At 71.5% G+C, this 24,077-nt stretch carries 13 protein-coding genes; 9 read left to right on the top strand and 4 right to left on the bottom strand.

Annotated features, from left to right (window positions below; all coding sequences use genetic code 11):
• Window positions 1–19 precede the first annotated feature (19 nt).
• Complete coding sequence (locus ACWCP6_RS29535) at window positions 20–700, top strand: DUF6445 family protein (RefSeq protein ID WP_450935628.1); 681 nt, start codon at window positions 20–22, stop codon at window positions 698–700.
• Window positions 701–807: 107 nt separating this feature from the next.
• On the opposite strand, the gene ACWCP6_RS29530 is transcribed toward ACWCP6_RS29535, so the two are convergent.
• Entirely contained in the window at window positions 808–1,656 is an 849-nt protein-coding gene (locus ACWCP6_RS29530; protein WP_450935627.1) for a TrmB family transcriptional regulator, read from the bottom strand.
• 330 nt (window positions 1,657–1,986) lie between these two features.
• Between ACWCP6_RS29530 and ACWCP6_RS29525 the strand changes: the two genes are divergently transcribed.
• Complete coding sequence (locus ACWCP6_RS29525) at window positions 1,987–3,993, top strand: putative Ig domain-containing protein (RefSeq protein WP_450935626.1); 2,007 nt, start codon at window positions 1,987–1,989, stop codon at window positions 3,991–3,993.
• A gap of 179 nt (window positions 3,994–4,172) precedes the next feature.
• On the opposite strand, the gene ACWCP6_RS29520 is transcribed toward ACWCP6_RS29525, so the two are convergent.
• Together ACWCP6_RS29520 and ACWCP6_RS29515 are read right to left on the bottom strand one after the other, a co-directional pair.
• Window positions 4,173–4,943, bottom strand: a complete 771-nt coding sequence (locus tag ACWCP6_RS29520; RefSeq protein ID WP_450935625.1) for a helix-turn-helix domain-containing protein — start codon at window positions 4,941–4,943, stop codon at window positions 4,173–4,175.
• A 13-nt stretch (window positions 4,944–4,956) separates the two neighbouring features.
• Window positions 4,957–6,021: an alcohol dehydrogenase catalytic domain-containing protein gene (locus tag ACWCP6_RS29515; RefSeq protein ID WP_450935624.1), complete on the bottom strand. Its 1,065-nt coding sequence runs from the start codon at window positions 6,019–6,021 to the stop codon at window positions 4,957–4,959.
• A gap of 1,104 nt (window positions 6,022–7,125) precedes the next feature.
• On the opposite strand from ACWCP6_RS29515, the gene ACWCP6_RS29510 reads away from it, so the two are divergent.
• The 5 genes from ACWCP6_RS29510 (at window position 7,126) to sbnA (ending at window position 16,378) form a co-directional block, all read left to right on the top strand.
• Complete coding sequence (locus ACWCP6_RS29510; protein ID WP_450935623.1) at window positions 7,126–9,672, top strand: Pls/PosA family non-ribosomal peptide synthetase; 2,547 nt, start codon at window positions 7,126–7,128, stop codon at window positions 9,670–9,672.
• Window positions 9,673–9,739: 67 nt separating this feature from the next.
• The gene (locus tag ACWCP6_RS29505; RefSeq protein ID WP_450935622.1) at window positions 9,740–13,030 is read left to right on the top strand and encodes a non-ribosomal peptide synthetase; all 3,291 of its coding nucleotides are present in this window, start codon (window positions 9,740–9,742) and stop codon (window positions 13,028–13,030) included.
• Between the two features lie 56 nt (window positions 13,031–13,086).
• Complete coding sequence (locus tag ACWCP6_RS29500; protein ID WP_450935621.1) at window positions 13,087–14,091, top strand: TauD/TfdA family dioxygenase; 1,005 nt, start codon at window positions 13,087–13,089, stop codon at window positions 14,089–14,091.
• Window positions 14,088–15,158 (top strand): 2,3-diaminopropionate biosynthesis protein SbnB, encoded by a 1,071-nt coding sequence (gene sbnB / locus ACWCP6_RS29495; RefSeq protein ID WP_450935620.1) that lies wholly within the window; start codon window positions 14,088–14,090, stop codon window positions 15,156–15,158. Before ACWCP6_RS29500 ends, sbnB begins: the two co-directional genes overlap by 4 nt.
• Window positions 15,159–15,271: 113 nt before the next feature.
• Entirely contained in the window at window positions 15,272–16,378 is a 1,107-nt protein-coding gene (gene sbnA / locus ACWCP6_RS29490) for a 2,3-diaminopropionate biosynthesis protein SbnA (protein ID WP_450935619.1), read from the top strand.
• Between the two features lie 574 nt (window positions 16,379–16,952).
• On the opposite strand, the gene ACWCP6_RS29485 is transcribed toward sbnA, so the two are convergent.
• On the bottom strand, window positions 16,953–18,521 hold the full coding sequence (locus ACWCP6_RS29485; protein WP_450935618.1) for a phosphodiester glycosidase family protein: 1,569 nt from the start codon (window positions 18,519–18,521) through the stop codon (window positions 16,953–16,955).
• 1,008 nt (window positions 18,522–19,529) lie between these two features.
• Here ACWCP6_RS29485 and ACWCP6_RS29480 point away from each other — a divergent pair.
• Both ACWCP6_RS29480 and ACWCP6_RS29475 read left to right on the top strand, forming a co-directional pair.
• Window positions 19,530–22,244, top strand: coding sequence for a phosphoenolpyruvate synthase (locus ACWCP6_RS29480; RefSeq protein WP_450935617.1), 2,715 nt, complete (start codon window positions 19,530–19,532; stop codon window positions 22,242–22,244).
• Window positions 22,241–24,034 (top strand): DUF6001 family protein, encoded by a 1,794-nt coding sequence (locus tag ACWCP6_RS29475; protein WP_450935616.1) that lies wholly within the window; start codon window positions 22,241–22,243, stop codon window positions 24,032–24,034. The genes ACWCP6_RS29480 and ACWCP6_RS29475 overlap by 4 nt, the downstream gene beginning before the upstream one ends.
• The last annotated feature ends 43 nt before the right edge of the window (window positions 24,035–24,077 follow it).

Genomic DNA, 24,077 nt, shown 5'->3' with positions numbered 1-24,077 from the left:
GCGACATATGTTCGGCCGCATGCCGTCACGTCCCCAGGGAAGCCCGGTGCTCCCGGTCCTCCCCTACCGCAAGCCCACGCGCGACCGCGACTACTGGGTTCTCGACCATGTGCTCCCCGACCCGGATGCGGTCAGGGAGCGGTGTCTCGCCAAGGACGACTGGGTGAAGGGCCATCCGTACACCTCGGAGAGCTGGCCGGGCATGCGGACGATGCCGGGGCTGGAGCCGGACGAACTGGCCCATGTCGAGAAGCTGGTGCGCAAGGCGACCGGTGCGCGCGAGCTGTGGCTGCAGGCGACCCCGGACGGCGGCACCCTGAACCACAACTGCATCCAGGTCGTGGGCAAGGACGAGGGGGAGCCGCGGCCGCACACCGATTCACGTGCGCTGTGCCGGTACGCGGCGGTGCTCTATCTGAACCCGAACGTCCCCAAGGACTGTGGTACGAGCTTCTTCCGGCAGAGCCTGCCCGGCGGCCGGCTCGGCGGAAATCTCGTCGCGGCGCCGCACAACAACCTGGTCGAGGCGCTGGGCACGCGGTTCGTGCCGCCGGACTCGTTCACCGAGGACGTCCGCGTGCCGCATCGCTACAACCGGCTGCTGCTGTACCACGCCAACCTGATGCACACCGCGACCGGTTACAGCGGGAGCACCATGGAGGACAAGCGGATGACCGCGGTGTTCTTCTGGATGGCGTGACTGCCCAGGCGTGATGCTTCCCGAGGTGCGACGCTCCCGGCTGTGCGGCACTCGTGGCGGCGTGACACGCGGGGCGACGCTGTACGACGCGGCACGACGCTTCCGCCCTACCCCGCCCCGCCGCCGACCGAACCGTGCGGCTCCGCCCGGTCCCACAGGGCCTGGAAGGCGAGCCGCAGACAGGCGGCGAGGGCGGGGTGCTCGATGAACAGGGCCGTGGTCGCGCCCGTGCCCGCAACCGGGTCGGGCATGTCGCAGAGCACGAGTGAGGCATCGGCCAGAACGAGTTTCAGCGGCAGCTTGTGCGTGAAGCGGGCCTCCTCGCCGGCCGCCGCGAACCGCTGGACGTTCTCGCGGACCTCGTCGTCGCCGAGGGCGTCGTAGGTGTAGATCGCGCGCACCGATCCGCCCGCACGGCGCAGCCTGCGCACCGCCCGTACTCCGGCGGTGTTGGCGGCCGGTGCGACGAACGGCGGCAGACACAGGGTCAGCAGTTCGGTGCCGGCCTGGTCCTGGATGTCCTCGAAGCGCTCGGCTATGGACCTGGGGTCGCGCAGCACCTCGATGTAGTCCAGCGGGTCGGTGTGCGCACGGCCGGCGGACCAGAGCGGCAGCAGTGACGAGGTCAGGGCGCTCGACACGTGCTCCAGCCGTTCCAGGGTCTCGCGCTGACGGGCCATCAGACGGGCGAGTGCGAGTTCGGGGGCGATGGCGCTGAAGGTGGCCACCCTGCCGGGGTGCGCCACGGCCAGCCGGTCGCGCACCAGGCCGTGCAGCACGTCGTAGATCCGCTGCCGCGGCACATCGGCCTCGCGGGCCACCTGCGCCGCGGTGTACGACTCCCGCCTGACCAGCGCGAGATAGACACGGGCCTCGTAGCGGGACAGCCCGAGTGCGACCAGGTCGTTGACCGACCCCTGCTCCGACTCCATGACGCCCCACCGTATACGGATCAACGGCGCATGATCCCGGCCGTGCGGGCAGCGGATCCCGGTATGCGCCGCGATCTCCCCGGCCGCCCGCCGGATCCCCCGACTTCGTTGCGCCAGAAGGCCGTTGGACGAAGAAGCCTTGCCCTCGGCTTTGCCTTGCGGCGGTTGTCCGGACCGGACTACCGCTCTACCTTCGAAGTGTGCCACCACTTCACCGGGTGGCATTTTCTCGGAGCGCACTTTGTCATGTCCGCGCCATTAGCGCGGCCGTTCAGCTCCACCCTGCCCAAGTACGACGGTGCGCTCCTGCCTACGCCGTCACCGGCGAACCAACCCCCCATGGAGGGCCGTTCCATGCACACGAAGAGATCCGAGAAGAGATCCTTCGGCCGGAGATCCCCGGCCGCCGGTCGCATCGTCACCGCCGTGCTGTCCGTCACCGGACTCGTGACCGGCGGCCTTGTCGCCGCCACCCCCTCCGCCGCCGCCGCCCCCACGGCGACCTCGGCGACCGCGCACGTCAAGCGGCTGTGCGCCGACGCCACCAAGCCGGGCAGGATGTCCTGCCTCGCCCTCGCCCGTACCGATGTGAAGCAGCACCTGAGCCTCGCCCCGGACGCCGTCCCCTCCGGCTACGGCCCCTCCGACCTCCAGAGCGCCTATGCGCTCCCGTCCGGCGCCGGAGCCGGGGCGACCGTGGCGATCATCGACGCCAACGACGACCCCAACGCCGAGTCCGACCTGGCGACGTACCGCTCGCAGTACGGACTGCCGGCCTGCACCACGGCCAACGGCTGCTTCAAGAAGGTCGACCAGAACGGCGGCACCAACTACCCGTCGCCGGACTCCGGCTGGGCCGGTGAGATCTCCCTCGACCTCGACATGGTCAGCGCCGTCTGCCCCCAGTGCCACATCCTGCTGGTCGAGGCTGCCCAGCCGTCGATGGAGGACCTCGGCGCTGCGGTCAACCGCGCGGTCACCATGGGCGCGAAGTACGTCTCCAACAGCTACGGCGGCGGCGAGGACTCCACCGACCCGACGTCGGACTCCAGCTACTTCGACCACCCCGGCGTCGCCATCACCGTCAGCTCCGGTGACAGCGGATACGGCGCCGAGTACCCCGCCTCCTCGCGCTATGTGACCGCCGTCGGCGGTACGTCACTGAGCCGCGCCTCCAACTCCCGTGGCTGGTCGGAGTCGGTGTGGGGCTCCAGCGTCGGCGGTGACGGCGCGGGCTCCGGCTGCTCCGCCTACGACGCCAAGCCCACCTGGCAGACGGACTCCGGCTGCACCAAGCGGACCGTCGCCGACGTCTCCGCGGTCGCCGACCCGGCCACCGGCCTCGCGGTCTACGACAGCTACCAGGCCAGCGGCTGGAACGTCTACGGCGGAACCAGCGCGTCCGCGCCCATCATCGCGAGCGTCTACGCCCTGGCAGGAACACCGGGCTCGTCCAGCTACCCGGCGTCCTTCCCCTACTCCCACACCTCGGCCCTCAACGACGTGACCTCCGGCGCCAACGGCTCCTGCGGCGGGTCCTACCTGTGCACCGCGCGTTCCGGGTACGACGGCCCGACCGGCCTCGGCACCCCGAACGGCACCGCGGCCTTCGCAGGCGGCACCACCGGCGGCAACACCGTCTCGGTCACGAGCCCCGGCAACCAGAGCACCGCGGTCGGCACGGCCGTTTCGCTGCAGATCCACGCCACGGACTCGGACAGCAGCCAGTCACTGACGTACAGCGCGACCGGTCTCCCGGCGGGCCTGTCGATCAGCTCCTCCGGCCTGATCTCCGGCACGCCCACCACCGCCGGCACCTCGAACGTGACCGTGACCGCCAAGGACTCCACCGGCGCGAGCGGCAGTGCCTCCTTCGGCTGGACCGTCACCACCACGGGTGGGGGCTGCACCGCAACCCAGCTGCTCGGCAACCCCGGCTTCGAGTCCGGCAGCGCCGCCCCGTGGTCGGCAAGTTCCGGCGTGGTCGACAACAGCAGCGGCGAGGCCGCGCACGGCGGCTCCTGGAAGGCATGGCTCGACGGCTACGGCAGCACGCACACCGATTCGCTGTCCCAGACGGTGACCGTCCCCTCCGGCTGCTCCGCGACCCTGACCTTCTACCTGCACATCGACACCGACGAGACCACCACCTCCACCGCCTACGACAAGATGACGGTGAAGGCCGGTTCGACGACCCTGGCCACCTACTCCAACCTCAACGCCGCGTCCGGCTACGCGAAGAAGTCCTTCGACCTCTCCTCCTTCGCCGGGAAGTCGGTGACCCTCACCTTCTCCGGCACCGAGGACTCCAGCCTCCAGACGTCGTTCGTCGTCGACGACACGGCACTGACCACCGGCTGACGCACGGCGCAACACCCGCGTGACACGGGCCCGGGGCACCCGCCCCGGGCCCGCTCGCCGTCCCACGGCCGACGTGAACGGTCCTTACCCGTCGCGAGCCGGTGGACCTCTCAGGTCGCAGCACTGGGGCCTGTCGTCACATTCCCGTCTGCCCCGCGACGGGAAGGTGACGACAGACCCTAGGTACCGGCCACGTGACGGCTCCCCGGATCCGGCCGCGTGGACGAGCCCGGTGTGGTCCCGGGGTCCGGATACAGCCCGCTCTGCGGGTTGACGACGCGCCGGCCCGTGATGCGGACCGGGGTGATCGCGAGCCACCTGCCCCGCCGGCCGCCCGCCCAGGGGAGGGAGGGCGCCTCGGCCTCCAGACGGCCTACGGTCGCATCGTCCGTGACGGCGCGGGCCGGGCCCACGACGAGGACGCTCCAGCCCTGGCTGCACGCGTCGTCGATGTGGTCGACCTCGAACGCGACGTCTCCACGGGCGTCCGCGGCCGCGGACGGCAGGGCGTCGGGAGCGGTGCGGAAGGCGATCTCCCCTTCCGCCACCACGTAGTTGACGGGCACGATGGCCGGCCCCTCCTCCGTGGTGACGCCCACCCTGCCCACGCCGTGCGTCGACAGCAGCGCACGGCATTCCTCGGCGTCGAGCGTCCTGAGTTCCATGGTGCGCGGCGCGCTGCTGCGGCCCGGCGGCAGATCGGCGGCATGCCCGGTGAGCTCGCCGACCGTCGTCTCCAGCGCCTCCGCGAGCCGCAGGATCACCCCGATGCCCGGCATCGCCGCGTGCTCCTCGATGTACTGGATGTACGAGGGCGCGGCGCCGCAGCGCTCGGCGACCTCCTCGCGGGTCAGCCCCAGTTCCTCACGGCGGGCCGCCGCACGCCGTCCCAGGTCGGTCGCCGGGCCGTGCAGGGCCGCGGGGCCGGGGCCGGGTCTCGACTTGGCCATGGCACTCACGCCCCTACGTGGGGAGCACTTCGGAGTGCAGGGGGCCGCCGAGCACCACCTTGACCGCGCCCGTCTCGGCCGCGCCCGAGAAGACCTCGTACGCCTCCTCCATCTGCCCCATCTCGAAGCGGTGCGTCACGAGGGACCGCGCCGGGAGCCGTCCGGAGGTCATCATGCGCAGCAGCATCGGCGTCGAGTACGTGTCGACGAGGCCCGTCGTGATCGTCACGTCCTTGATCCACAGGTCCTCCAGATGCAGTGCGGCAGGCTTGCCGTGGACGCCGATGTTGGCGACCCGGCCGCCCGGGCGCACCATGCGGGTGCACAGCTCGAAGGCCGCGGGCTGGCCGACGGCTTCGATGACGACATCGGCGCCGAGGCCGTCCGTCAGGTCCTCGACGAGGCGCTCCGGACCTTCCCTGGCACCCACCGTGGCGGCGGCGCCCATGGCCCGGGCCGCCTGGAGCCGGGACTCCGCCAGGTCGATCGCCACGATCCGGCTCGGGCTGTACAGCTGCGCCGTGGCGATGGCGGCCAGCCCGATGGGGCCCGCGCCGACCACGACGACGGTGTCGCCGGGGCTCACCCGGCCGTTCAGGACACCCACTTCGTACGCCGTGGGGAAGACGTCGGCGAAGAGGACGGCCTCGCCGCCGTCGATCGATGCGGGCAGCGGGTGCACGGAGAGGTCCGCGTAGGGCACGCGGACATACTCGGCCTGGGTGCCGTCGATCGCATGGCCGAGGACCCATCCGCCGCCCTCCCGGCACTGGCCGTAGCGGTTCTCTCGGCAGAACCGGCAGCGGCCGCAGGCACTGATGCAGGACACCAGGACGCGGTCGCCGGGCCGTACGGTGCGGACGTCGCCCCCGACGTCGACCACTTCGCCGACGGCCTCGTGCCCCAGGACCGTTCCCGGGTTCACCTCGGGGATGTCGCCGTCGACGATATGGAGGTCGGTGCCGCAGATCGTGACGGTGTCGACGCGGATGATCGCATCCGCGGCGTCCTTGATGGCCGGATCCGGCACGTCCTTCCAGGAGATCTCTCCCGGACCGTGGAAAACCAGCGCCTTCATGTCGAGGCCCTCCTCCCGCGTGACACTTACCAGGGTCGCGCCGGTCCGTCGCAACGCAACCGGCGGAGCCGGCGCGGCCCGGTCACGGAGCGGGGTCGCCCGCTCCGCCGCCCACGGGCCGGCCACGGGCCCCACGGCACGAACGTCACGGGCGCCCGCAGCACCGGCGGAAGGGGCGGCAGTCACCGCTCGCCCAACTCTCCGTGTGCGCGTCGCCATTCACCGGTGGGGCGCGGGCCGCAGGTCAGGACGCGGTCCACCCACCACACGGCTCGGAGCAGCGATCGGCTGACGACTCGTGTGGATGTTTCAAGATGTTGGCGCCGGTCGTACCCCGCCACCTTCGGGCAACCACCCGTGCCGTTTGTCTCTTTTTCAACTGACCACATCCTGCTGCGGCATGGATAAGGGCCGATCGCGACACCCGGACGCCCCGGGCGGAGAACGTGCCCGTTCGCCTTTCACGGGCTTCGGCTCACCCCTTCCGACGCCCCGGGGCCGCTGCCGACACCTCGCCGCGCACAGGGACCGCCCGCCACCGATGCAGCCCTTTCCGCCACACACCGTCACATCGAACGCCTGATCGAGGAAAAAACCATGGGGCGCGGTCGGTCGTATCCCCTATAGAAGAGGCATTCCTCCATGCGAGTGAATATCCCTCGAACGGGTCAATGGATGCGGCCTTCATGGATTCACCGCATCCACCCGCGAGGAGACATCCCACCCTCGGAATGCGAATTGCAGAATCGTCGAACATTTAACCCGTTCGGCGGGTTTACGGATGAGAAATGAATCGATGGCGAGCGCTCCGCGATCCGTCTGCGGCATTGCTCGGCGCGCCCGGTTTTCCGCTCCACAGCGAGGCTGTCCGGCACTGCGAACGCCCCTTCCGTCGCGCGCCGGCACCCCGGCGCTGCGCTCCACGTCGAGTGGCAACGCCACGGCGGACGACGGAGACTGGAGCGCAATGGTTTCGTGACCAGGCAAGAAAGCTCACGACCTCGTGGCTTCCGGATTGCTTGATCCGAATGTCGCCGAGCGCGAGGACGCAGCGCACCGACCGCAGCGCGTCGATGCCGATCGAAATTTCCTCTAGGAGCTTGCATGGTGGAAAAGTCTGCCGAGGTCCTGACTTCCGGGCCGGACGAATCCTCGCTCGCGAAGCATGGGCACTCCGGCCCGACAGCGGGCACCGAGAGGAACTTCGCCGAAATCCTCGCCGCCGTCGTTTGCGTCGATCAGGTGTCGGTCGACAGCCACTATTTCGACGACCTCGGAGCCAATTCCTTGGTGATGGCGCAGTTCTGCGCGCGGGTGAGGAAGCGGGAGGACCTGCCGTCGGTGTCCATGAAGGACATCTACCGGTACCCGACCATCCGCAGCCTGGCCGCCGCCGTCGCGGACGCGGCGCCGACGGCGGCACCGGCTCCGACGCCGCTCATGACCGGGGCCGTGGCGGTGCCGCGGGCGCGGACACTGCGGTTCGTGCTCTGCGGAGTACTCCAGGTGCTCGTCTTCCTGGTGTACTCCGCGGTATCCGGGGCCGTCGCGGCACGGGGCTACTCATGGGTCAACGCGGGCTCCGGCCCGGGCGGCATCTATCTGCGCTCGCTGGTCTTCGGCGGCCTCGCGTTCATCGCCCTGTGCGCCTTCCCGATCGCGGCGAAGTGGATCCTGGTCGGCCGCTGGAAGCCCCGCGAGTTCCCGGTCTGGGGCCTGACGTATCTGCGGTTCTGGACCGTGAAGGTGCTGATCCACGCCAACCCGATGTTCTTCTTCGTCGGCAATCCGCTGTACGTGCTGTACCTGCGCGCCCTCGGAGCACGGATCGGGGAGGGCGTGACGATCCTGTCGCGCCACATCCCGGCCTGCACCGATCTGCTGACGGTCGGTGACGGCACGGTGATCCGCAAGGACTCGTTCTTCCAGTGCTACCGGGCGCAGGCCGGGTGGATCCGCACGGGGCGGGTCACCCTGGGCAGGAACGCCTACGTCGGCGAGAAGACCGTGCTGGACATCGACACGTCGATGGGCGACGGGACCCAGCTGGGCCACACGTCCTCGCTGCACAGCGGCCAGTCGGTCCCGGACGGCGAGCACTGGCACGGATCGCCGGCACAGCCCACGGACGTCGACTACATGAGAGTCCCGCCGGCCGCCTGCAGCACGCTGCGCAGGACCGGCTACGCCGTGGTCACGCTGCTCCAGGTGTTCCTGGTCTATGTGCCGTTGACGGTCGGTGGTGCCTACATGCTGCTCACCGTGGTTCCCGAACTGCACGACCGGCTGGCCCCGGGCTCGCTGGGATTCACGGCGCCGCGTCTCTACGTCGACTCGCTGTACCTGTCCGTCGTGCTGTTCGTCGGTTTCCTGGTCCTGGGTCTCGCCGCCCTGTGCACGGTTCCGCGCCTGATGAGTCTGCTGGTCAAGCCGGACAAGGTGTACCCGCTGTACGGGCTGCAGTACTCCCTGCACCGGGGCGTGGCACGGATGACCAACATCAAGTTCTTCGCCTGGCTCTTCGGCGACAGCTCCTATGTCGTCCATTACCTGCGCGGCATCGGATACGACCTGTCCCATGTAGAGCAGACAGGGTCGAATTTCGGCACGGAAGTACAGCACGAAACCCCGCTCCAGTGCTCCGTGGGAAGCGGCACGATGGTCGCCGACGGCCTCTCGATCATCAATGCCGATTTCTCCGGATCTTCTTTCCGCGTGTCCCGAGCGGTGATCGGTGCACATAATTTCCTCGGCAACAACATCGCCTTCCCCGCGGGAGCCAGAACCGGCGAGAACTGCCTTCTCGCGACCAAGGTGATGGTCCCGCTCGACGGCGAGGTCCGCGAAGGCGTAGGACTGCTGGGCTCGCCCAGCTTCGAGATCCCGCGGTCCGTGGAGCGCGACTCCCGCTTCGACCATCTGCGGTCCGGCAACGAGCTGCACCAGCACCTCTCCGCGAAGAACCGCTACAACCTCCGCTCGATGGCACTGTTCCTGCTGCTGCGGTGGGTGCACGTCTTCGTGCTCACGGTCCTGGCCCTGGCGACGCTGGACTTCTACGACATCTACGGACTGCTGCTGCTCGCCGCGTACCCGGCGTTCACCCTCGCGTTCAGCGCGCTCTACTTCGTCCTCGTCGAACGGTGCATCGTGCGGTTCGGCAGGCTGAAGCCGCAGTTGTGCTCGATCTACGAGCCGTACTTCTGGTGGCACGAGCGTCTGTGGAAGGTGCCCGACCACTACCTCAACGTCTTCAACGGCACGCCGTTCAAGAACGTGATCTGGCGGCTGCTGGGCGTGCGGCTGGGCAAGCGGGTCTTCGACGACGGCGTCTACATGACGGAGCGGACGCTCAGCGCCATCGGGGACGACTGCACGCTCAACGCGGGCAGCAAGATCCAGTGCCACTCGCAGGAGGACGGCACCTTCAAGTCCGACCACAGCACGGTCGGAAGGGGCTGCACCCTGGGCGTCGCCGCGCATGTCCACTACGGCGTGACGATGGGCGACGAGGCGGTCCTCGCCCCCGACTCCTTCCTCATGAAGGGCGAGGAAATGCCGCCCGGCGCACAGTGGGGCGGAAACCCGGCCGTGGACATGCCGGAGGGGATCCCCCGTGAGACCGCAGCCCTGACCAGACGCGGCGGGTAGGCGGCAGCACCGCCCTCGCCGGAACCGAACAGCACCGTGGCAACCCTGACGGGAGAAGGACGAACAGATGGGAACGCAAGTGCAGGCCGACCGGGACTTCTGGCGCGGTGTGCTCACCGCGGGCGGGCCGACCGCCGTCCCCCGGTGGACGCTCGATCCGATGCCGGGTACGAGCACCTACGAGGCGACGGTGCCCGGCGAGGTGACAGAAGCTCTGTCCCGGCTGGCCGACGAGCTGTCGGTACCCCTGGAGTCGGTGGTGCTGGCCGCACACCTGAAGGCGCTCGCCGCGCTGTCGGGTGAGCACGAGGTCGTGACCGGCTACGTCGCCGACGGTGCCGACGAGCCGCTGCCCTGCCGGGTGCATACCGGCCCCGGGCCCTGGCGGGCCCTGCTGTCGGACGCCCACCGCGCCGTCTCGGAGCTGCTCGCGCATCCGCACGCACCGATCGGCGAGCTGCGCGGCGAACTCGGCCTGAGCGGTCCATTGTTCGAGACCCTGTTCGATCCGGCCGAGCCGGAGCGGCCCGGCCCGGCCGCCGCCCGGAGCCTGTCCGGCGACGCGGTGCTGCGGGTGGGCTGTGCGCGCCCCGCCGGCCGCCTCGTCCTGCGGCTGCACCACCGCACCGACGTCGTCGACGCGGAGTGCGCCGCCCGGATCGGCGGTTACCACCTCACCGCGCTCGCCCTGATCGCCGCGGCTCCCGACGCCGCGCACGAGCGGCAGAGCCTGCTGTCCGCCGAGGAGGTCCGGCTGCAGCTCGAGGGGATGGCCGGACCGCACCGCGAGCTGCCGGACAGCCGGGTGCACGAACTGTTCGAACACCGGGTCCGGATGCACCCCGACACCGTCGCCGCCGTGCACGGTGAGCGGCAGCTGACGTACGGGGAGCTCAACTCCCGGGCCAACCGGCTGGCGCGGGCCCTGCTGGCCCGGGGGCTGCGCCCCGAGGGCGTCGTCGCGGTGGCGTGCGAACGCAATCTGGACTGGATGACCGCGGTCCTGGCCATCTTCAAGGCCGGCGGGGTCTACCTGCCGATCGAGCCGCACTTCCCCGCGGACCGGATCGCCACGATGCTCTCCCGCGCCGAGTGCGCCCTCGTGCTCAGCGAGTCCGGCAGCACGGACTCCCTCGACGAGGCACTGTCCGCGCTGCCCGGTGCACAGCGGCTGCTGGTCGCCGAGGCCCTGCGGGAGGACCACGGCGACGACGACCCCGGCATCCGCGTCGAGGCGGACCGGCTCGCGTACATCTACTTCACCTCGGGCTCCACGGGTGAGCCCAAGGGCGCGATGTGCGAGCACGCCGGAATGCTCAACCACCTCCACGCCAAGATCGACGACCTGGGGATCGGCGAGGGACTCGTGGTCGCCCAGACCGCACCCCAGTGCTTCGACATCTCCCTGTGGCAACTGGTCTCCGCGCTGCTGGCCGGAGGGCGGACCCTGCTGGTCGAGCAGGACGTGATCCTGGACGTCGAGCGGTTCGTCGACACCATCGCCCGCGGCCGGGTCGCCGTCCTCCAGGTCGTCCCGTCGTATCTCGACGCCGTGCTCACGTACCTGGAGCAGCACCCGCGCGAACTGCCCGACCTGCGCTGTGTGTCGGTCACCGGGGAGGCGCTGAAGACGGAGCTCGCCCAGCGCTGGTTCGCCGCGCAGCCGCACATCAAGCTGGTGAACGCGTACGGCCTGACGGAGACCTCCGACGACACCAACCACGAGGTCATGGACCGGGCACCCGATCGGGTTCTGCTGGGGCGTCCCGTCAACAACGTGCGCGTGTACATCGTCGACGAGGACCTCGCGCCGGTGCCGCTGGGCGCCCCCGGGGAGATCGTCTTCTCCGGTGTCTGCGTCGGGCGCGGCTACGTCAACGACCCGGACCGCACCCGCCTGGCCTTCCTCCCCGATCCGCACCGTCCGGGAGAGCGGCTCTACCGCAGCGGCGACCGCGGGCGCTGGCGCCCCGGCGGCGAGCTGGAGTTCCTCGGCCGCGCCGACACCCAGGTCAAGATCCGCGGCTTCCGGATCGAGACCGGCGAGATCGAGAGCACGCTGCTGAAGGTGCCCGGTGTCCAGGACGCCGCGGTCGTGGTCGCCGAACACGCCGGCCGCGGAGCCCACCTCGTGGCCTTCTACGCCGGCGCCCGGCCCCTGTCGCCCGACCTGCTGCGGGAGCGCCTCACCCGGTCGCTGCCCGGGTACATGGTCCCCTCGGCATTCCACTGGCGCGAGAGCCTGCCGCTGACCGCGAACAGCAAGACCGACAAGAAGACCCTCACGGCGCTCGCCACGGAGCTCGACGGCGCCGGGCAGGAACCGGCCCGGGACGCCCCCGGCACCCCCACCGAACAGCGCCTCGCGGCGGCATGGGCGACGGTGCTCGGCATCGAGGCGGACCGGATCGGCCGACACGACCACTTCTTCGACCGCGGTGGCACGTCCCTGTCGGCCGTGAAGCTCGCCATCGCCCTGGACCGCGCGGTGTCCCTGAAGGACATCACCCGCCACCCCGTGCTGGCCGACCTCGCGGCCATGGTCGACGGCAGGTCCGAGCAGCGCCCCGGACTGCTCCAGCCGCTGCTGCCGGAACCGGACGGCGCACCGGGCACCGCCCTGGTGTGCTTCCCCTACGCGGGCGGCAACGCGGTGAACTTCCAGCCGATGGCCAGAGCGCTGCGCGGCAGCGGGCTCGCGGTGTACGCCGTGGAGTTCCCCGGCCATGACGTGGCCGCCGAGCGGGAGCCGTTCGCGCCCCTCGACCAGGTGGTCGAGCAGGTCGTGGCGGAGCTCGCCCGGCGCGGCGTGGGACAGGTCCTGTTGTGGGGCCACTCCTCCGGCGCTGCCTACGCGCTGGAGACCGCCCGCCGGCTCGAGGAGCGCGGGACGGACGTCCGGCGCGTGTTCCTCGGGGCCCAGCTGGCCGGTGACGCGGCGAACCGGCGCGCCGCCGTCGCCGAACTGACCGGACGCAGCGACACCGAGATCGCCGCAGGGCTGAGCGCGGACAGCGGCTACACCGAGCTCGGTGAGCTGGACGCGCAGCGCGCCGCCCATGTCGGGGCCGCCTACCGGCACGACTGCGTGTCCGCCCACGACCATGTCGCCGCGGCCCTGGAGGACCCGCCCGTGGCGAAGCTGGCCGCGCCGGTCACCGTGGTCGTCGCCGCCGACGATCCGCACACGGCCGAGTACCCGCACCGGCACCAGGACTGGCGCGTGTTCGCCGAGCACGTCGAACTGCACGAGCTCGCCGAGGGCGGCCACTACTTCCTTCGTACCCGTCCGAACGAGGCGGCGGCGGCCGTGCTGCGCGCCGCCGAACTGCTGGCCTCCTCCCGAGTGGCCGAGTAGCGAAAGCAGCTGGACCGGCCTCACGGCCGAGCAGCTGACAACGGAAAGGAACTGAGATGTCGTCCACATCGCCGACGTCGCTTCTCGACGTGGATCTGCGGCCGGGCAGCCCTCCGACGCTGCGGGCCGAGGCCACCGGCGACGCGCCGGGCTGGGCGGCCGAGCACAGGGACGCGCTGCGGGCCGTGGTCGCCGAGCACGGTTCGGTGCTGGTCCGCGGCCTCGGGCTGCGCGACGTGGCCCAGGTCGGTGCCGTCTTCTCCGGGCTGGCCGGTGGTCTGATGACGGAGCGGGAGGCCTTCGCGCCGCGGGAGGTCCACGCCGACGGCGTGTACTCCTCGACGAAGTGGCCGCCGAACCAGCCCATGTGCATGCACCACGAGCTGAGCTACACGCTCGAGTTCCCCGGCATGATGATGTTCGCGTGCCTGTCCGCGCCCGCCGACGGCGGGGCCACCGCGCTCGCCGACGCACCCACCGTGCTGGAGGCGCTGCCGCCCGAGCTGGTGCAGCGGTTCGAGCGGGAGGGCTGGCTGCTCACCCGCAGCTACAACGACGAGATCGGTGCGTCCTTCGCCGAGGCGTTCGGCACCGATGACCGTGCCGCCGTCGAGAACTACTGCCGCGCCAACGCCATCGAGTTCGCCTGGCAGCCCGACGGGACCCTCCACACCCGGCAGCGCCGCAGCGCCGTGGTGCGTCATCCGGTCACCGGCCGGCGCTGCTGGTTCAACCAGATCGCGTTCCTCAACGAGTGGACGATGGCGCCGGAGGTCCGCGAGTACCTCATCGAGGTCTACGGCGCCGACGGACTGCCGTTCAACACGCGCTTCGGCGGCGGTGACCCGATCGGCGAGGACGTCGTGGATCTGCTCAACAAGGTCTACCAGGACCACACCGTCCGCGAACCGTGGCAGGCCGGCGATCTGATGCTCGTCGACAACCTGCGCACCGCGCACAGCAGGGAGCCCTACGAGGGTCCGCGCGAGGTGCTCGTCGCCATGGCCGACCCGGTGCGGCTGGCCGACTGCTCCCCGACCGTGGAGGTGACCTCCCGATGAGTGCACCCCGTTCCGGTGCGACGGCGTCCGAGCAGGGCGCGTCCGTCGCCGTACCTCCGTTCGCAGTGATCCCCGGCGCCCAGGTGAAGCAGGTGCTCCAGGGGCGCGAGAAACAGATCGTCGAACTGGTCGAGAGCACCTACCGGCTGCACGGCGCGGGCGACTCGGTGAACCCGCCGTCGTACTTCCTGCGGTTCCCGGACCGTCCGTCGGCCCGGATCATCGCGCTGCCCGCCTCGGTCGGCGGTCAGGTGGGTGTGGACGGACTGAAGTGGATCTCCAGCTTCCCGGAGAACGTGGCGGCCGGAATCCCCCGGGCGTCGGCCGTGCTGATCCTCAACGACCGCACGACGGGCTATCCGTTCGCCTGTATGGAGAGCTCGATCATCAGCGCCACCCGGACCGCCGCGTCGGCGGCCCTGGCGGCGGACTGGCTCAGCCGGGACCGCCGGCGCCCCGCGCGGGTCGGCTTCGTGGGGACGGGTCTGATCGCCCGGTACATCCACTCGTTCCTGACGGGCACCGGCTGGTCGTTCGACAGTGTCGGTGTGCACGACCTGTCCGCGGACAGTGCCGCCGGCTTCCGGTGCTACCTGGAGCAGTCGGGCACCTCGGGCCAGGTCACCGTGCACGAGAGCGCAGAGGAACTGATCCGCTGCAGCGACCTGGTGGTCTTTGCGACGGTGGCCGCCGAGCCTCATGTCGCCGACCCGGACTGGTTCACGCACAACCCGCTGGTGCTGCACGTGTCGCTGCGCGACCTCGCACCGGAGATCCTGCTCGCCTCGGCCAACATCGTCGACGACGTGGAGCACTGTCTGAAGGCCAACACCTCGCCGCATCTGGCCGAGCAGCTCACCGGCAGCCGTGACTTCCTGCTCGGCACGCTGGACGACGTGATGAGCGGGCGGGTGACGGTTCCGTCGGACCGGCCCGTGGTGTTCTCGCCCTTCGGTCTCGGGGTGCTCGACCTCGCCGTCGGCAAGTACGTCTACGACGAAGTGGTCCGCTCCGGACAGCTCCAGGTCGTCGACGACTTCTTCCACGAACTGCGCCGGTACGGATGAACGCCCGACATCCTCTCGAAGTCCGTGGCGCGGGGCGTCACCGGAGAAGGTGAAGCCCTCCGCCACGGTCGGACGGACGCTGCAAAAGTCCTGCTGCAGATGAGGAGGCCATCGTGCCAGTCATATCCGCTCCCTACGCCTTCAACGAAGAGCAGCTCTTCGTCGACCTCCGGCCGATCATCGGGCATCCGCTCTTCCTGAAGTGCGAGGGCTTCAACTTCGCCGGCTCGATCAAGCTCAAGGCCGCGGTCGAGATGGTGGAGTCCGCCGAGCGGGACGGAGTCCTCAAGCCGGAGTCGGTACTGGTCGAGTCCTCGTCCGGCAACCTCGGCGTCGCGCTGAGCATGATCGCGGCGAGCAAGGGTTACCGGTTCCTGTGCGTGACGGACGCCCGCTGCAATCTGTCCACCCGACTGCTCATGGAGGCGCTGGGCAGCCAGGTGCACGTGATCTCCGAGCTGGACGGCAACGGAGGTTTCCTCGGGGCACGGCTGGAGTACGTCCGTGCGCTGTGCGACTCCGACGACCGGTACGTCTGGCTGAGCCAGTACACCAACCCGGGCAACTGGGCGGCGCACTACCGGCGTACGGCGCCGGAGATCGCCAGTCAGTTCCCACGGCTCGACGTGCTGTTCGTCGGAGCCGGCACGACCGGCACGCTGATGGGCTGCGCGCGCTGGTTCCGCGAATGGCACCGGCCGGTGCGGATCGTCGCCGTGGACACCATCGGCTCCGTGATCTTCGGTGGTGCCCCCGGACGCCGCATGATCCCGGGACTCGGGATGAGCATGCGCCCACCGCTGCTCGACGAGTCCTTCGTCGACGAGGTCGTACGCGTCGAGGAGGCGGACACCATCCGCGTGTGCCACCGTCTGGCGCGGCGGGGCTTCCTGTTCGGCGGCTCCACCGGCACCGTGGTGAGCGGGGCGAGCAGCTGGCTCGCCGCGCACGACACGGAGGGCCTCACCGCGGTGGCCATCGCCCCCGACCTGGGCGAGCGCTACCTCGACACCATCTACCAGACCAACTGGCTGCTCGACCTGTACGGCGAGGAGCTGCTGGACATCGACGAGCCGGCGATGGACGCCTGGCCGGCCTCGGCCACGCAGCCCTCCCGGCCTCCCGACGGCCCCTCCCGGCCTCCCGACGGCCGTCCGCGTCTGGAGACGGGCGGACGTGACCTCGAGCGCCGCCATCAGGGGCAGGGCCGCAGGAGCTAGGTCGTCTCAGCGCGGCGCCGTCTGCCCGCGCTCGCCCCCGCCCTGCAGTTCCGCACGATCGGCAGTACACGGCCCCCGTCACAAGCACGAAACGGGGGCCGTGCCCCACCGTCAGGCGCCCGGGAGATCCTTCCTGGGGGGGAAGGCGTCGGGCGGCGGGCGCGGGTCTTACCCTCACGCCGAGGAAGCCGGACGAGCGGGGGGACCTTCGCCCAGCGATGCTGTGCGGCGCAGGACGCAACTCGCCCTTCCAGAGTGCACCCGCACCCGGGGGGAGCACCACCCCTGCCGCGGACGGGCGGCGGGACGGCCCGTTCTGCGGGCGGGACGGGGCCGCACGGGTCCTCCGGCGTGCCCGGACGTGCACGGTCACCATCCGGTCCGTCTCCGTGTGTGACGGTACGACCAGGGTCATGGCAACCTCCTGTCGATGCTCAACCACGCCCCGTGAGGGCGGGTGGTCCCCCGTGGGCGGTACTCCGCCGGGCGGAGCGGGGGCACCGGATCTCCGCCGGGCGGAGCCGGTGCATATGCCGTCCGTCCCGGCGGACCCACCCGGCCGCGACGGTCCCGCTCAGCGGGCGTAGACCGCCACGAAGTCGCGGGTGGCCTGTGAGTAGTAGCGGTCCGGCGGGTCGTCGAAGTCGAGGATGTTGGTGGGGACCGGGTCGGACGGGTGGCGGTCGCCGTCGTAGTACATGAACGACGGCCAGGCGCGGTTCATGTCGAGCGGCATCGCACGGACCGCTCCGGCGCGCTGCATCAGCTCGGCGAGGGAGTGTGCGGACAGCGCCTGGCCGACCACCATGACGACGTCGCCGTCCGCGGTGACGCCGACCCCGGAGCGCGGCACGTACATTCGGCTCTGGTCGGTGGCGCCCCACTTGGAGTCGTCGTCGATGTCGGGGACGACGCTTCCGTGGTCGACCATCAGCTCCAGGCACTGGCGGACCCCGACGACGTCGGGCGTCATCGACACGTCCCGGCCCCATACCCCGATGGCAATGGAGCCGTCGCGGTGGAAGACCTCGGAAGCGGCGCCGTCGCGCAACTCGCCCACCTGCTTGCCGTCGAGGTAGAAGCCGCCCCGGGAGTCACCGTCGGTAACCCGGAAGCCACCGTTCCAGGTGGCGAGCAGGCCGGTGCGCTGCCCCTCGGGGATGGTCGGCGGCACGGAGAAGCTGCCGCCCGGCTCGCGGGACCCCGGGTGCAGTTCGAAGCGTGCGTACTTCTGACTGATCCAGGCGACCGCGGCGGCGTACGAGGTGTGATCGCTGTCCGGGCGCACATAGGTGCCCTGGACGACGGGCTCCCCGTGGGCGCTCGCGAGGGGGCGGAAGACGCCCTCCCCGGGAAGTGCGGGGCCGACGAAGGGGCGCAGCGGGGCGTGCAGCGGAATCAGTTGCCGCGGGGCGGTGTGCCGGTGTGCCGAGGTCGTCCGGCCGTGGCCGGACGCGGTGGCGGGCGCCGGACCCGCTGCAGGCGCGGGCGCGGCGCCCCTTATCCGGGCCAGGTCCTTCGCGGACAGGGTGCCGCCCACCTTCGGCGGATCGAGGCTGTACTCCAGGTTCTCCAGCTGGTCCACAGCGAAGCCCAGTTCGTGGTCCCGGGCCCATTCGGCGAGCCGGGCCAGATTGCTGTCCTTGCCGGGGTACGTCAGCGCCTCTCCGACGGACCAGCCGAGGGTGCCGACCAGGAGCGCGGCGACACCGAGGAGGCTGCGCACGAGCAGGGGGCGGCGCCGGACGGGGCCCGGACGCCGCCTCTGCTGGGAGGGCAGCAGACGCCCGGGGTGTCGTCCGTGCCGTGCCGTCGGCAGTCCTCCGAGATGCCGGCCGTGCTGCGCCGTCCGGCCTGCGATGCGATGGCCGTGCCGCGCCACGAGGACTCCGATGTGATGGCCGTGCCGCGCCACCAGGCCTCCCAGGCGACGGCCGTGCGCCGGCAGATCCCCGAAGTACGGCCCGTATCGCGTCGGCAGATCCCGGAGGTGCCGGCCGTGCCGGGCCGGGAGGCCCGCCGGGCGCCGGGTGCGCCACGTCGGCGGCAGTCCTCTGACGGGCCGTCCGTTTCCGCTGCGTCCGGTCGGGCCGGAGCCACGGGCGCCGGTCGGCCCTTCCTCGTCCCTCCCGCTCTGGGTCATGGCGCTCCTCGCGGGTGTCGCCCCGGTCGTGGGCCGGGGACCTCGTCGTAATTAGTACTATTTTCTGCTATTCATACCGAATATGACGGGTGCTAACCGCCCGGGCTCCGGAACCACCCACCCGCCGCACGGCCATGACGGGCCGTACGCGCCCCGCGGATGCCGGACCGTCGGCTCACGACCACCGGTTGGCCCGGAAAGCCCGGCCACGAGCCGGGGCGCGCCCGGGATCCGACAACCGACTCCCCCGCTCCTCACCGCGGACAAGGCGCACCTCCGGGGCCGAAACCGTCACGCGCGGCCCGTCACCGACGGCGCCCGCCCTGCCGGGCCACGCTCCGACGGCCAACACCTCACCGTCCGCCGCCGGTTCGCGGACACGGCGGGCTCCGCCGCCCCGTCCCGGCACGGACCAGGTGCAGAACGCCCCGTCGCGCGCCGCACCCCCGCCCGGTCGACCCGGCCGCCCTCCACCGCCCCCACGACCGGCTCTCTCCGTGAGCGGCTCATCACGTTCGGTACGTATCGAATCGGTCATCCCCCGTCCCGCCCGGGAGCCACGGCGCCGCTGGTCAGATGTCCGCCCGGGCAGGCCGCCGGCCGGGGACTGCGCGGATGACGCCGGACGGCTGGCCGAAAGGAGCGCTACCCGCACCCGGGCGAGGTTGACCCGGCGGTAACGTGGAACCAAGATCTCGTGCATCGACAGGGCCACCGGATCCGGTGAGCCCGATCGGATCGCAGGGCATCCCCCGCGGTCCGCAGCCGCGAGTGCCTCGCGCACTCGGCCGGTCGGCACACCGTGGTGCCGCTTTCCGGTGCTTCCCGTTCGACGACACCTCCGTGCGACCTGCGCTGCGGCGACCGGTCACGCGCGTTTCCAGGCACTTCCACCCTTCCCCGGCGCAGCGCACCAGCCGGCTCGGACGTGGCGGTCGACGACCGACCGCAGTACCGGGCCCAGCCGGCGTTCCGCGCGGCCGAGCAGGCGACTTCACAGGTGAATGCATGCATGCCTTGACGAGCACGGATCCGCAGACGCACAGCACCGCTGCCGCCGGCGGCAAGGGAAGAGCACTGGGCCGGCTGACCTCGCACGGCTTTCCCGTACCGGCGTGGGCCGTCGTGGGGGTCGACGCGTTCGACGCGTTCCTGGACGCCCACGGCCTGCGGGGGACGCTCGCCGGGATCGTCGGCACGGCCACGCCGGCCACGGCCGCCGGGGCGGCGCGGCAGGCACGTGCGCTGATCGAGTCGGCGGAGGTACCCGCGCAGGTGCGGTCGGTGGTCGCCCAGGCGTACGAGCACGTCGGGGCCGGAAGGGTCGCCGTGCGGTCGTCGGGCGTCGAGGAGGACGCGGCGGCGTTCTCCTTCGCGGGCCAGTTCGACTCCTGCCTGAACGTGGCCGGAGTGGACCGGGTCGTCGACGCGGTGCGCCGCTGCTGGGCCTCGGCGTTCTCCGAACGCTCCCTGCACTACCGCATCCGGCACGGACTCCCCCTGCGGGTGACGGGCATGGCGGTGGTCGTCCAGACACTGGTGGACGCGCGGACCAGTGGCGTCCTGTTCACCACGAACCCGGCCGGCGGACCCCGCGACGAGTGTGTGATCAGCGCGGTGTACGGGCTCGGCGAGGGTCTGGTGTCGGGGGCGGTGGACGCGGACACGATGGTCGTGGACGCACACACCGGCGATGTGCTGCGGACCGTCGTGGGAGAGAAGCAGGAGCGGTTCCACGCCGGTGAAGGAGCGGGCTGCACGGTCGACGCCGTCGACGCCACGGACCGGGCGCGCCCCGCCCTCGACCCCGGCAGGACCGAGGAACTGCGCGCGACCGGCATGCGGATCGCGACGGCGCTCGGCGGACCCCAGGACATCGAATGGGCCTTCGACGACCGGCAGTTGTGGATCCTCCAGAGCAGGCCCGTCACCACGCGCCGGGCCGCCGCGAGCCCCGACGCACCGCCCGGCGGAGAGCTGCGGATCTGGGACAACTCCAACATCGTCGAGAGCTTCAGCGGAATCTGCTCCCCGCTGACCTTCACCGTCGCGGCCGACGTCTACGGCCGTGTCTACCGCGGCTACGCGCGCTCGCTGCGTGTGCCCGCCGCGGGGCTACGGCAGATGGACGACTGGTTACCGGTGATGCTCGGGTACTTCCACGGGCGCGTGTACTACAACCTCCTGCACTGGTACCGCATGGTCCGGCTCGCCCCCGGCTACCGGCTCAACCGCAGGGTCCTCGAGGCGTCCCTCGGCGTCGACGAACCGCTCGACGACGCCACTGCCGACGCTCTGCACCCGTACGTGCTCAGGTCCGTGCTGCGCGGCCGGGCAGCACGGACGGTGTCGGCCGCCGCGTTCCTGTGGCGGGCCGTCCGCATCGACGCGCTGACCGACCGGTTCGTCCGGCGGTTCTCGGCGGCGTACGAGGCGTACGACGGCGTGGACCACGACGCGCTGCCCGGCGACGAGGTGTACCGGCGCTTCCAGCGCATGGAACACGAACTGATCGAGATCTGGGGCCCGATGATGGTCCTCGACGCGATCCTGCTCACCGAGATCGGCCTGCTGCACCTGCTGACGCGGCGCTGGCTGCCGGACGCGCCCGCGTGGTTCACCCCCGCCGTCGCCGGCCCCGGCGAGGACGTGGAGTCCGCCGAGCCCGCACGAGCCCTCGCGGAGCTGGCCGCGCTCGTACGTTCCGACGCTGAGCTCACCAGGATCGTCACCGAGATCCCGCCGGACCGGGTGTACCAGGAGCTCCGGGAGGCCGGCTGCGCCGTGCTGCTCGCCGCGGTCGACGACTACCTCGCCCGCTACGGCTACCGCAGCATGGACGAGTTGAAGCTCGAGGTGCCGGATCTGCACGAGGACCCCTCGGGCCTGTTCGCCATGGTGCGCAGCGCGCTGCCGCAGGCGCCCGCGGGCCGGCGCGCCGACGCCGACGCCTACCTGGACACCCGGCTGCACGGCCCGAGGCGTTTCCTGTACGAGCAGGTGCGGCGCAGGACGAGCCGCGGGCTCGCCCACCGGGAGCGGCTGCGGTTGTGCCGCACCCGGGCGTTCGGCATGGCCAAGCGGATGCTGCGGGCCATGGGGCGGGACCTCGAACGCGTCGGCGCGATCGAGGAGTTCGCCGACGTGTTCCAGCTGCGCCTGGAGGAACTGCGCGGCTGCTACGAAGGGACCATCGGGCACACCGAGGTGAAGCCCCTGGTCGCCCTGCGCAAGACGCTGCGCGCGGCCGACGAACGGCTCACCGCTCCGGCCCGGTTCACCACCCGGGGCTCCGTCTACTGGCAGGGTGCGCTCGGGCGCGGCGGCTGGGGCGAGGAGGGCGGTCCCGATGCGGCCGCGGCCGGCACCGAGCTGCACGGCACTCCTTCCTGCCCCGGCGTGGTCGAGGGCCGTGCGGTGGTGGTGGACGGACCCGCCGACGCGGCGGGCGGGATCCTGCTGGCGTACCGCACCGATCCGGGCTGGGTGCCGGTGCTGCCCTCCGCGTCGGCCCTGCTGATCGAGCGCGGCAGCCCGCTCACCCATGTGGCGGTCGTGGCACGGGAGTTGGGCATTCCCACGGTGGTGCAGATCAAGGACCTGATCCGGCGGGTACCGGCCGGCTCGACGGTGCGCGTCGATGGCGGCACCGGTGTGGTCACCGTCCTCGCAGGACCCGGCGAACCGGACACGGCGACGCGGTCGGAGGCGGTCGCCCGATGAGCGCGGCCCGGCCCGCGGCAGGCGACCGGCCGTCCCCATGGCGCACGGACCACGGTGTACCGCTGCCCGGCCGCCCCGCCGTCGGCCGCGAACGGCCCCGGGTGCCCGCCCCGGACACCGGACTTCCCGCTCCCCTGCCGGAGGAACACCGCCTGCGCGACCTGTTCGACCGGGCCCGCGGGGCGGTCGAACTGCCCGACGACGCCGCCGTGGTGCTGGAGGGATCACTCGCCGAGGGCTTCGGCAACGCCTCGTCGGACGTCGACTTCCTGGTCGTCGTCCCCGGGTCCGACGACCTTCCGACCATGCCGTCCGTGCTGTTCCTGGACGGCAGGCGGGTGGAGATCCGCACCCGGTCCGCGGCCCGGCTCGCCGGGCAGCTGGAACGGGCCGCCGCCGCGCTGGACAGAGGCCCGGCCGGGCTGCGGGCCGTCGACGAGGACCTGCTCAACCGGTGCCAGCGCTTCCTGCGGGCGCGGGTGGTGCGGGGCGGCGGCCTCGTGGACGGGCTGCGCCGCCTGCTGCCGTATCCGCGGTTCGCCGAGCTGATGACCCGCTGGTGGACCGGACACGCCCGGCAGTCGCTGCGGCAGGCGGTCGCGCTGCGGGTGCTCGGCAGGCACGAGGAGGCCGCCGGATGGGCGGAGAACGGACTCCTCCAGGCGGTGAAGGCCTGGGCAGCGGCCCACGGCGAGTGCTACCTGGAGACCAAGTGGCTCTCGCTCCAGCTGGGCCGCATCGGCGACACCGCGACGGCCGCCCGCCACCGGTCCCTGGAGACGCTCGCCCGGTCCGGCGAGGGGCCCGAGGCGTATGTGTCCGACGTCCTTGCGACTGCCGCGGCGCTCGGTGTGGACAAGGCCGGTGACGACCCCGGGAGGCTGGTCGTGCGCCGGGTCCGCCGGGTCACCAACTGGACCATGGGCGAACGCCTGCACATCGTCCGCGGCGACACCGACGTGTTCGTCCTCTCCCCCGAGGCCGCCGTCGTCTGGCGGTCGGTGGTGTTCGGCCGTGCGCTGCCGGACGTGCTGCGGTCCGCGTCGTCACCGCACGCCGGGACGCTGCTCGCCGAGTTCCTGCGTCTGGGACTGCTCCGGCTGACCTGGCGCGGCGGCGGCCCGGTGGCACCGGTGCTGCCGCTGTGCCCGCCGCCGCGTCCGGTCACCCCGCCACCGGCCGTCTCCGCGCCGCTGCTCGGGATCGGCGGCGCCGTCGCGGCGGAGGGGCGGGCCGTCTGTCTGAGCCCGCTGCCCGCCCGCCGGTTCACGGAGGCCGCCCTGGCCCTGGTGTGGTCGAACGTGGTGACCGAGAACGCCCGCGAGGACCTGACCGGAGCCCTGGCCGGGCAGCAGTGGCAGGTGGCCGAGTCGGCCGCACGCCGGATGCTGCTCGTCGCGCTCCGGGGTGTGCTGTCCGCGCACGGGGTGCACCCGTTGCCGCCGGACACCGACCTCGTACGGTTCCTGGACGCGTACGGGCTCGGCACCCCCGCCCTCCGTGGCTCGGCGCGGCGCCTGAGCGGTCCGGCGATCGACTCCCACGCTTCCGGCGTCCGCGTCCTGGACGAGCTCGACGCGTTCGTGACGGACGTCCGGGCCTTCACCGGCTCGGACACCTTCCCGGCGTCCTTCGACTCCGGCGCCGCCTGGCGGCGCACGCTGGCCATCGGCTACGACTGGCTCCGGCTCGGTTCCCACCTGGGCTGCGACCTGCCGATCGAGGAGGCCGGCGACCTGCTCGCCAGCGGCGGACACCAGCCGCACGTCGCACCCCTGGAGGTCCCATGAACGACCCCGCACCGCACGCAGCGGCCCGTGCCGACGGCACGGG

The sequence above is a fragment of the Streptomyces sp. NPDC002004 genome (assembly GCF_053593975.1).
This window is presented reverse-complemented; position numbering and strand designations above follow the sequence as displayed.

Bases quoted from the DNA above. Each gene is read 5' to 3' on its own strand.
- sbnB (WP_450935620.1), top strand. From the start codon at position 14,088: ATGAGTGCACCCCGTTCCGGTGCGACGGCGTCCGAGCAGGGCGCGTCC.
- ACWCP6_RS29520 (WP_450935625.1), bottom strand. From the start codon at position 4,943: ATGGCCAAGTCGAGACCCGGCCCCGGCCCCGCGGCCCTGCACGGCCCG.
- ACWCP6_RS29525 (WP_450935626.1), top strand. From the start codon at position 1,987: ATGCACACGAAGAGATCCGAGAAGAGATCCTTCGGCCGGAGATCCCCG.
- ACWCP6_RS29480 (WP_450935617.1), top strand. From the start codon at position 19,530: ATGCATGCCTTGACGAGCACGGATCCGCAGACGCACAGCACCGCTGCC.
- ACWCP6_RS29510 (WP_450935623.1), top strand. From the start codon at position 7,126: ATGGTGGAAAAGTCTGCCGAGGTCCTGACTTCCGGGCCGGACGAATCC.
- ACWCP6_RS29485 (WP_450935618.1), bottom strand. From the start codon at position 18,521: ATGACCCAGAGCGGGAGGGACGAGGAAGGGCCGACCGGCGCCCGTGGC.
- ACWCP6_RS29475 (WP_450935616.1), top strand. From the start codon at position 22,241: ATGAGCGCGGCCCGGCCCGCGGCAGGCGACCGGCCGTCCCCATGGCGC.
- ACWCP6_RS29500 (WP_450935621.1), top strand. From the start codon at position 13,087: ATGTCGTCCACATCGCCGACGTCGCTTCTCGACGTGGATCTGCGGCCG.
- ACWCP6_RS29535 (WP_450935628.1), top strand. From the start codon at position 20: ATGCCGTCACGTCCCCAGGGAAGCCCGGTGCTCCCGGTCCTCCCCTAC.
- ACWCP6_RS29515 (WP_450935624.1), bottom strand. From the start codon at position 6,021: ATGAAGGCGCTGGTTTTCCACGGTCCGGGAGAGATCTCCTGGAAGGAC.
- ACWCP6_RS29505 (WP_450935622.1), top strand. From the start codon at position 9,740: ATGGGAACGCAAGTGCAGGCCGACCGGGACTTCTGGCGCGGTGTGCTC.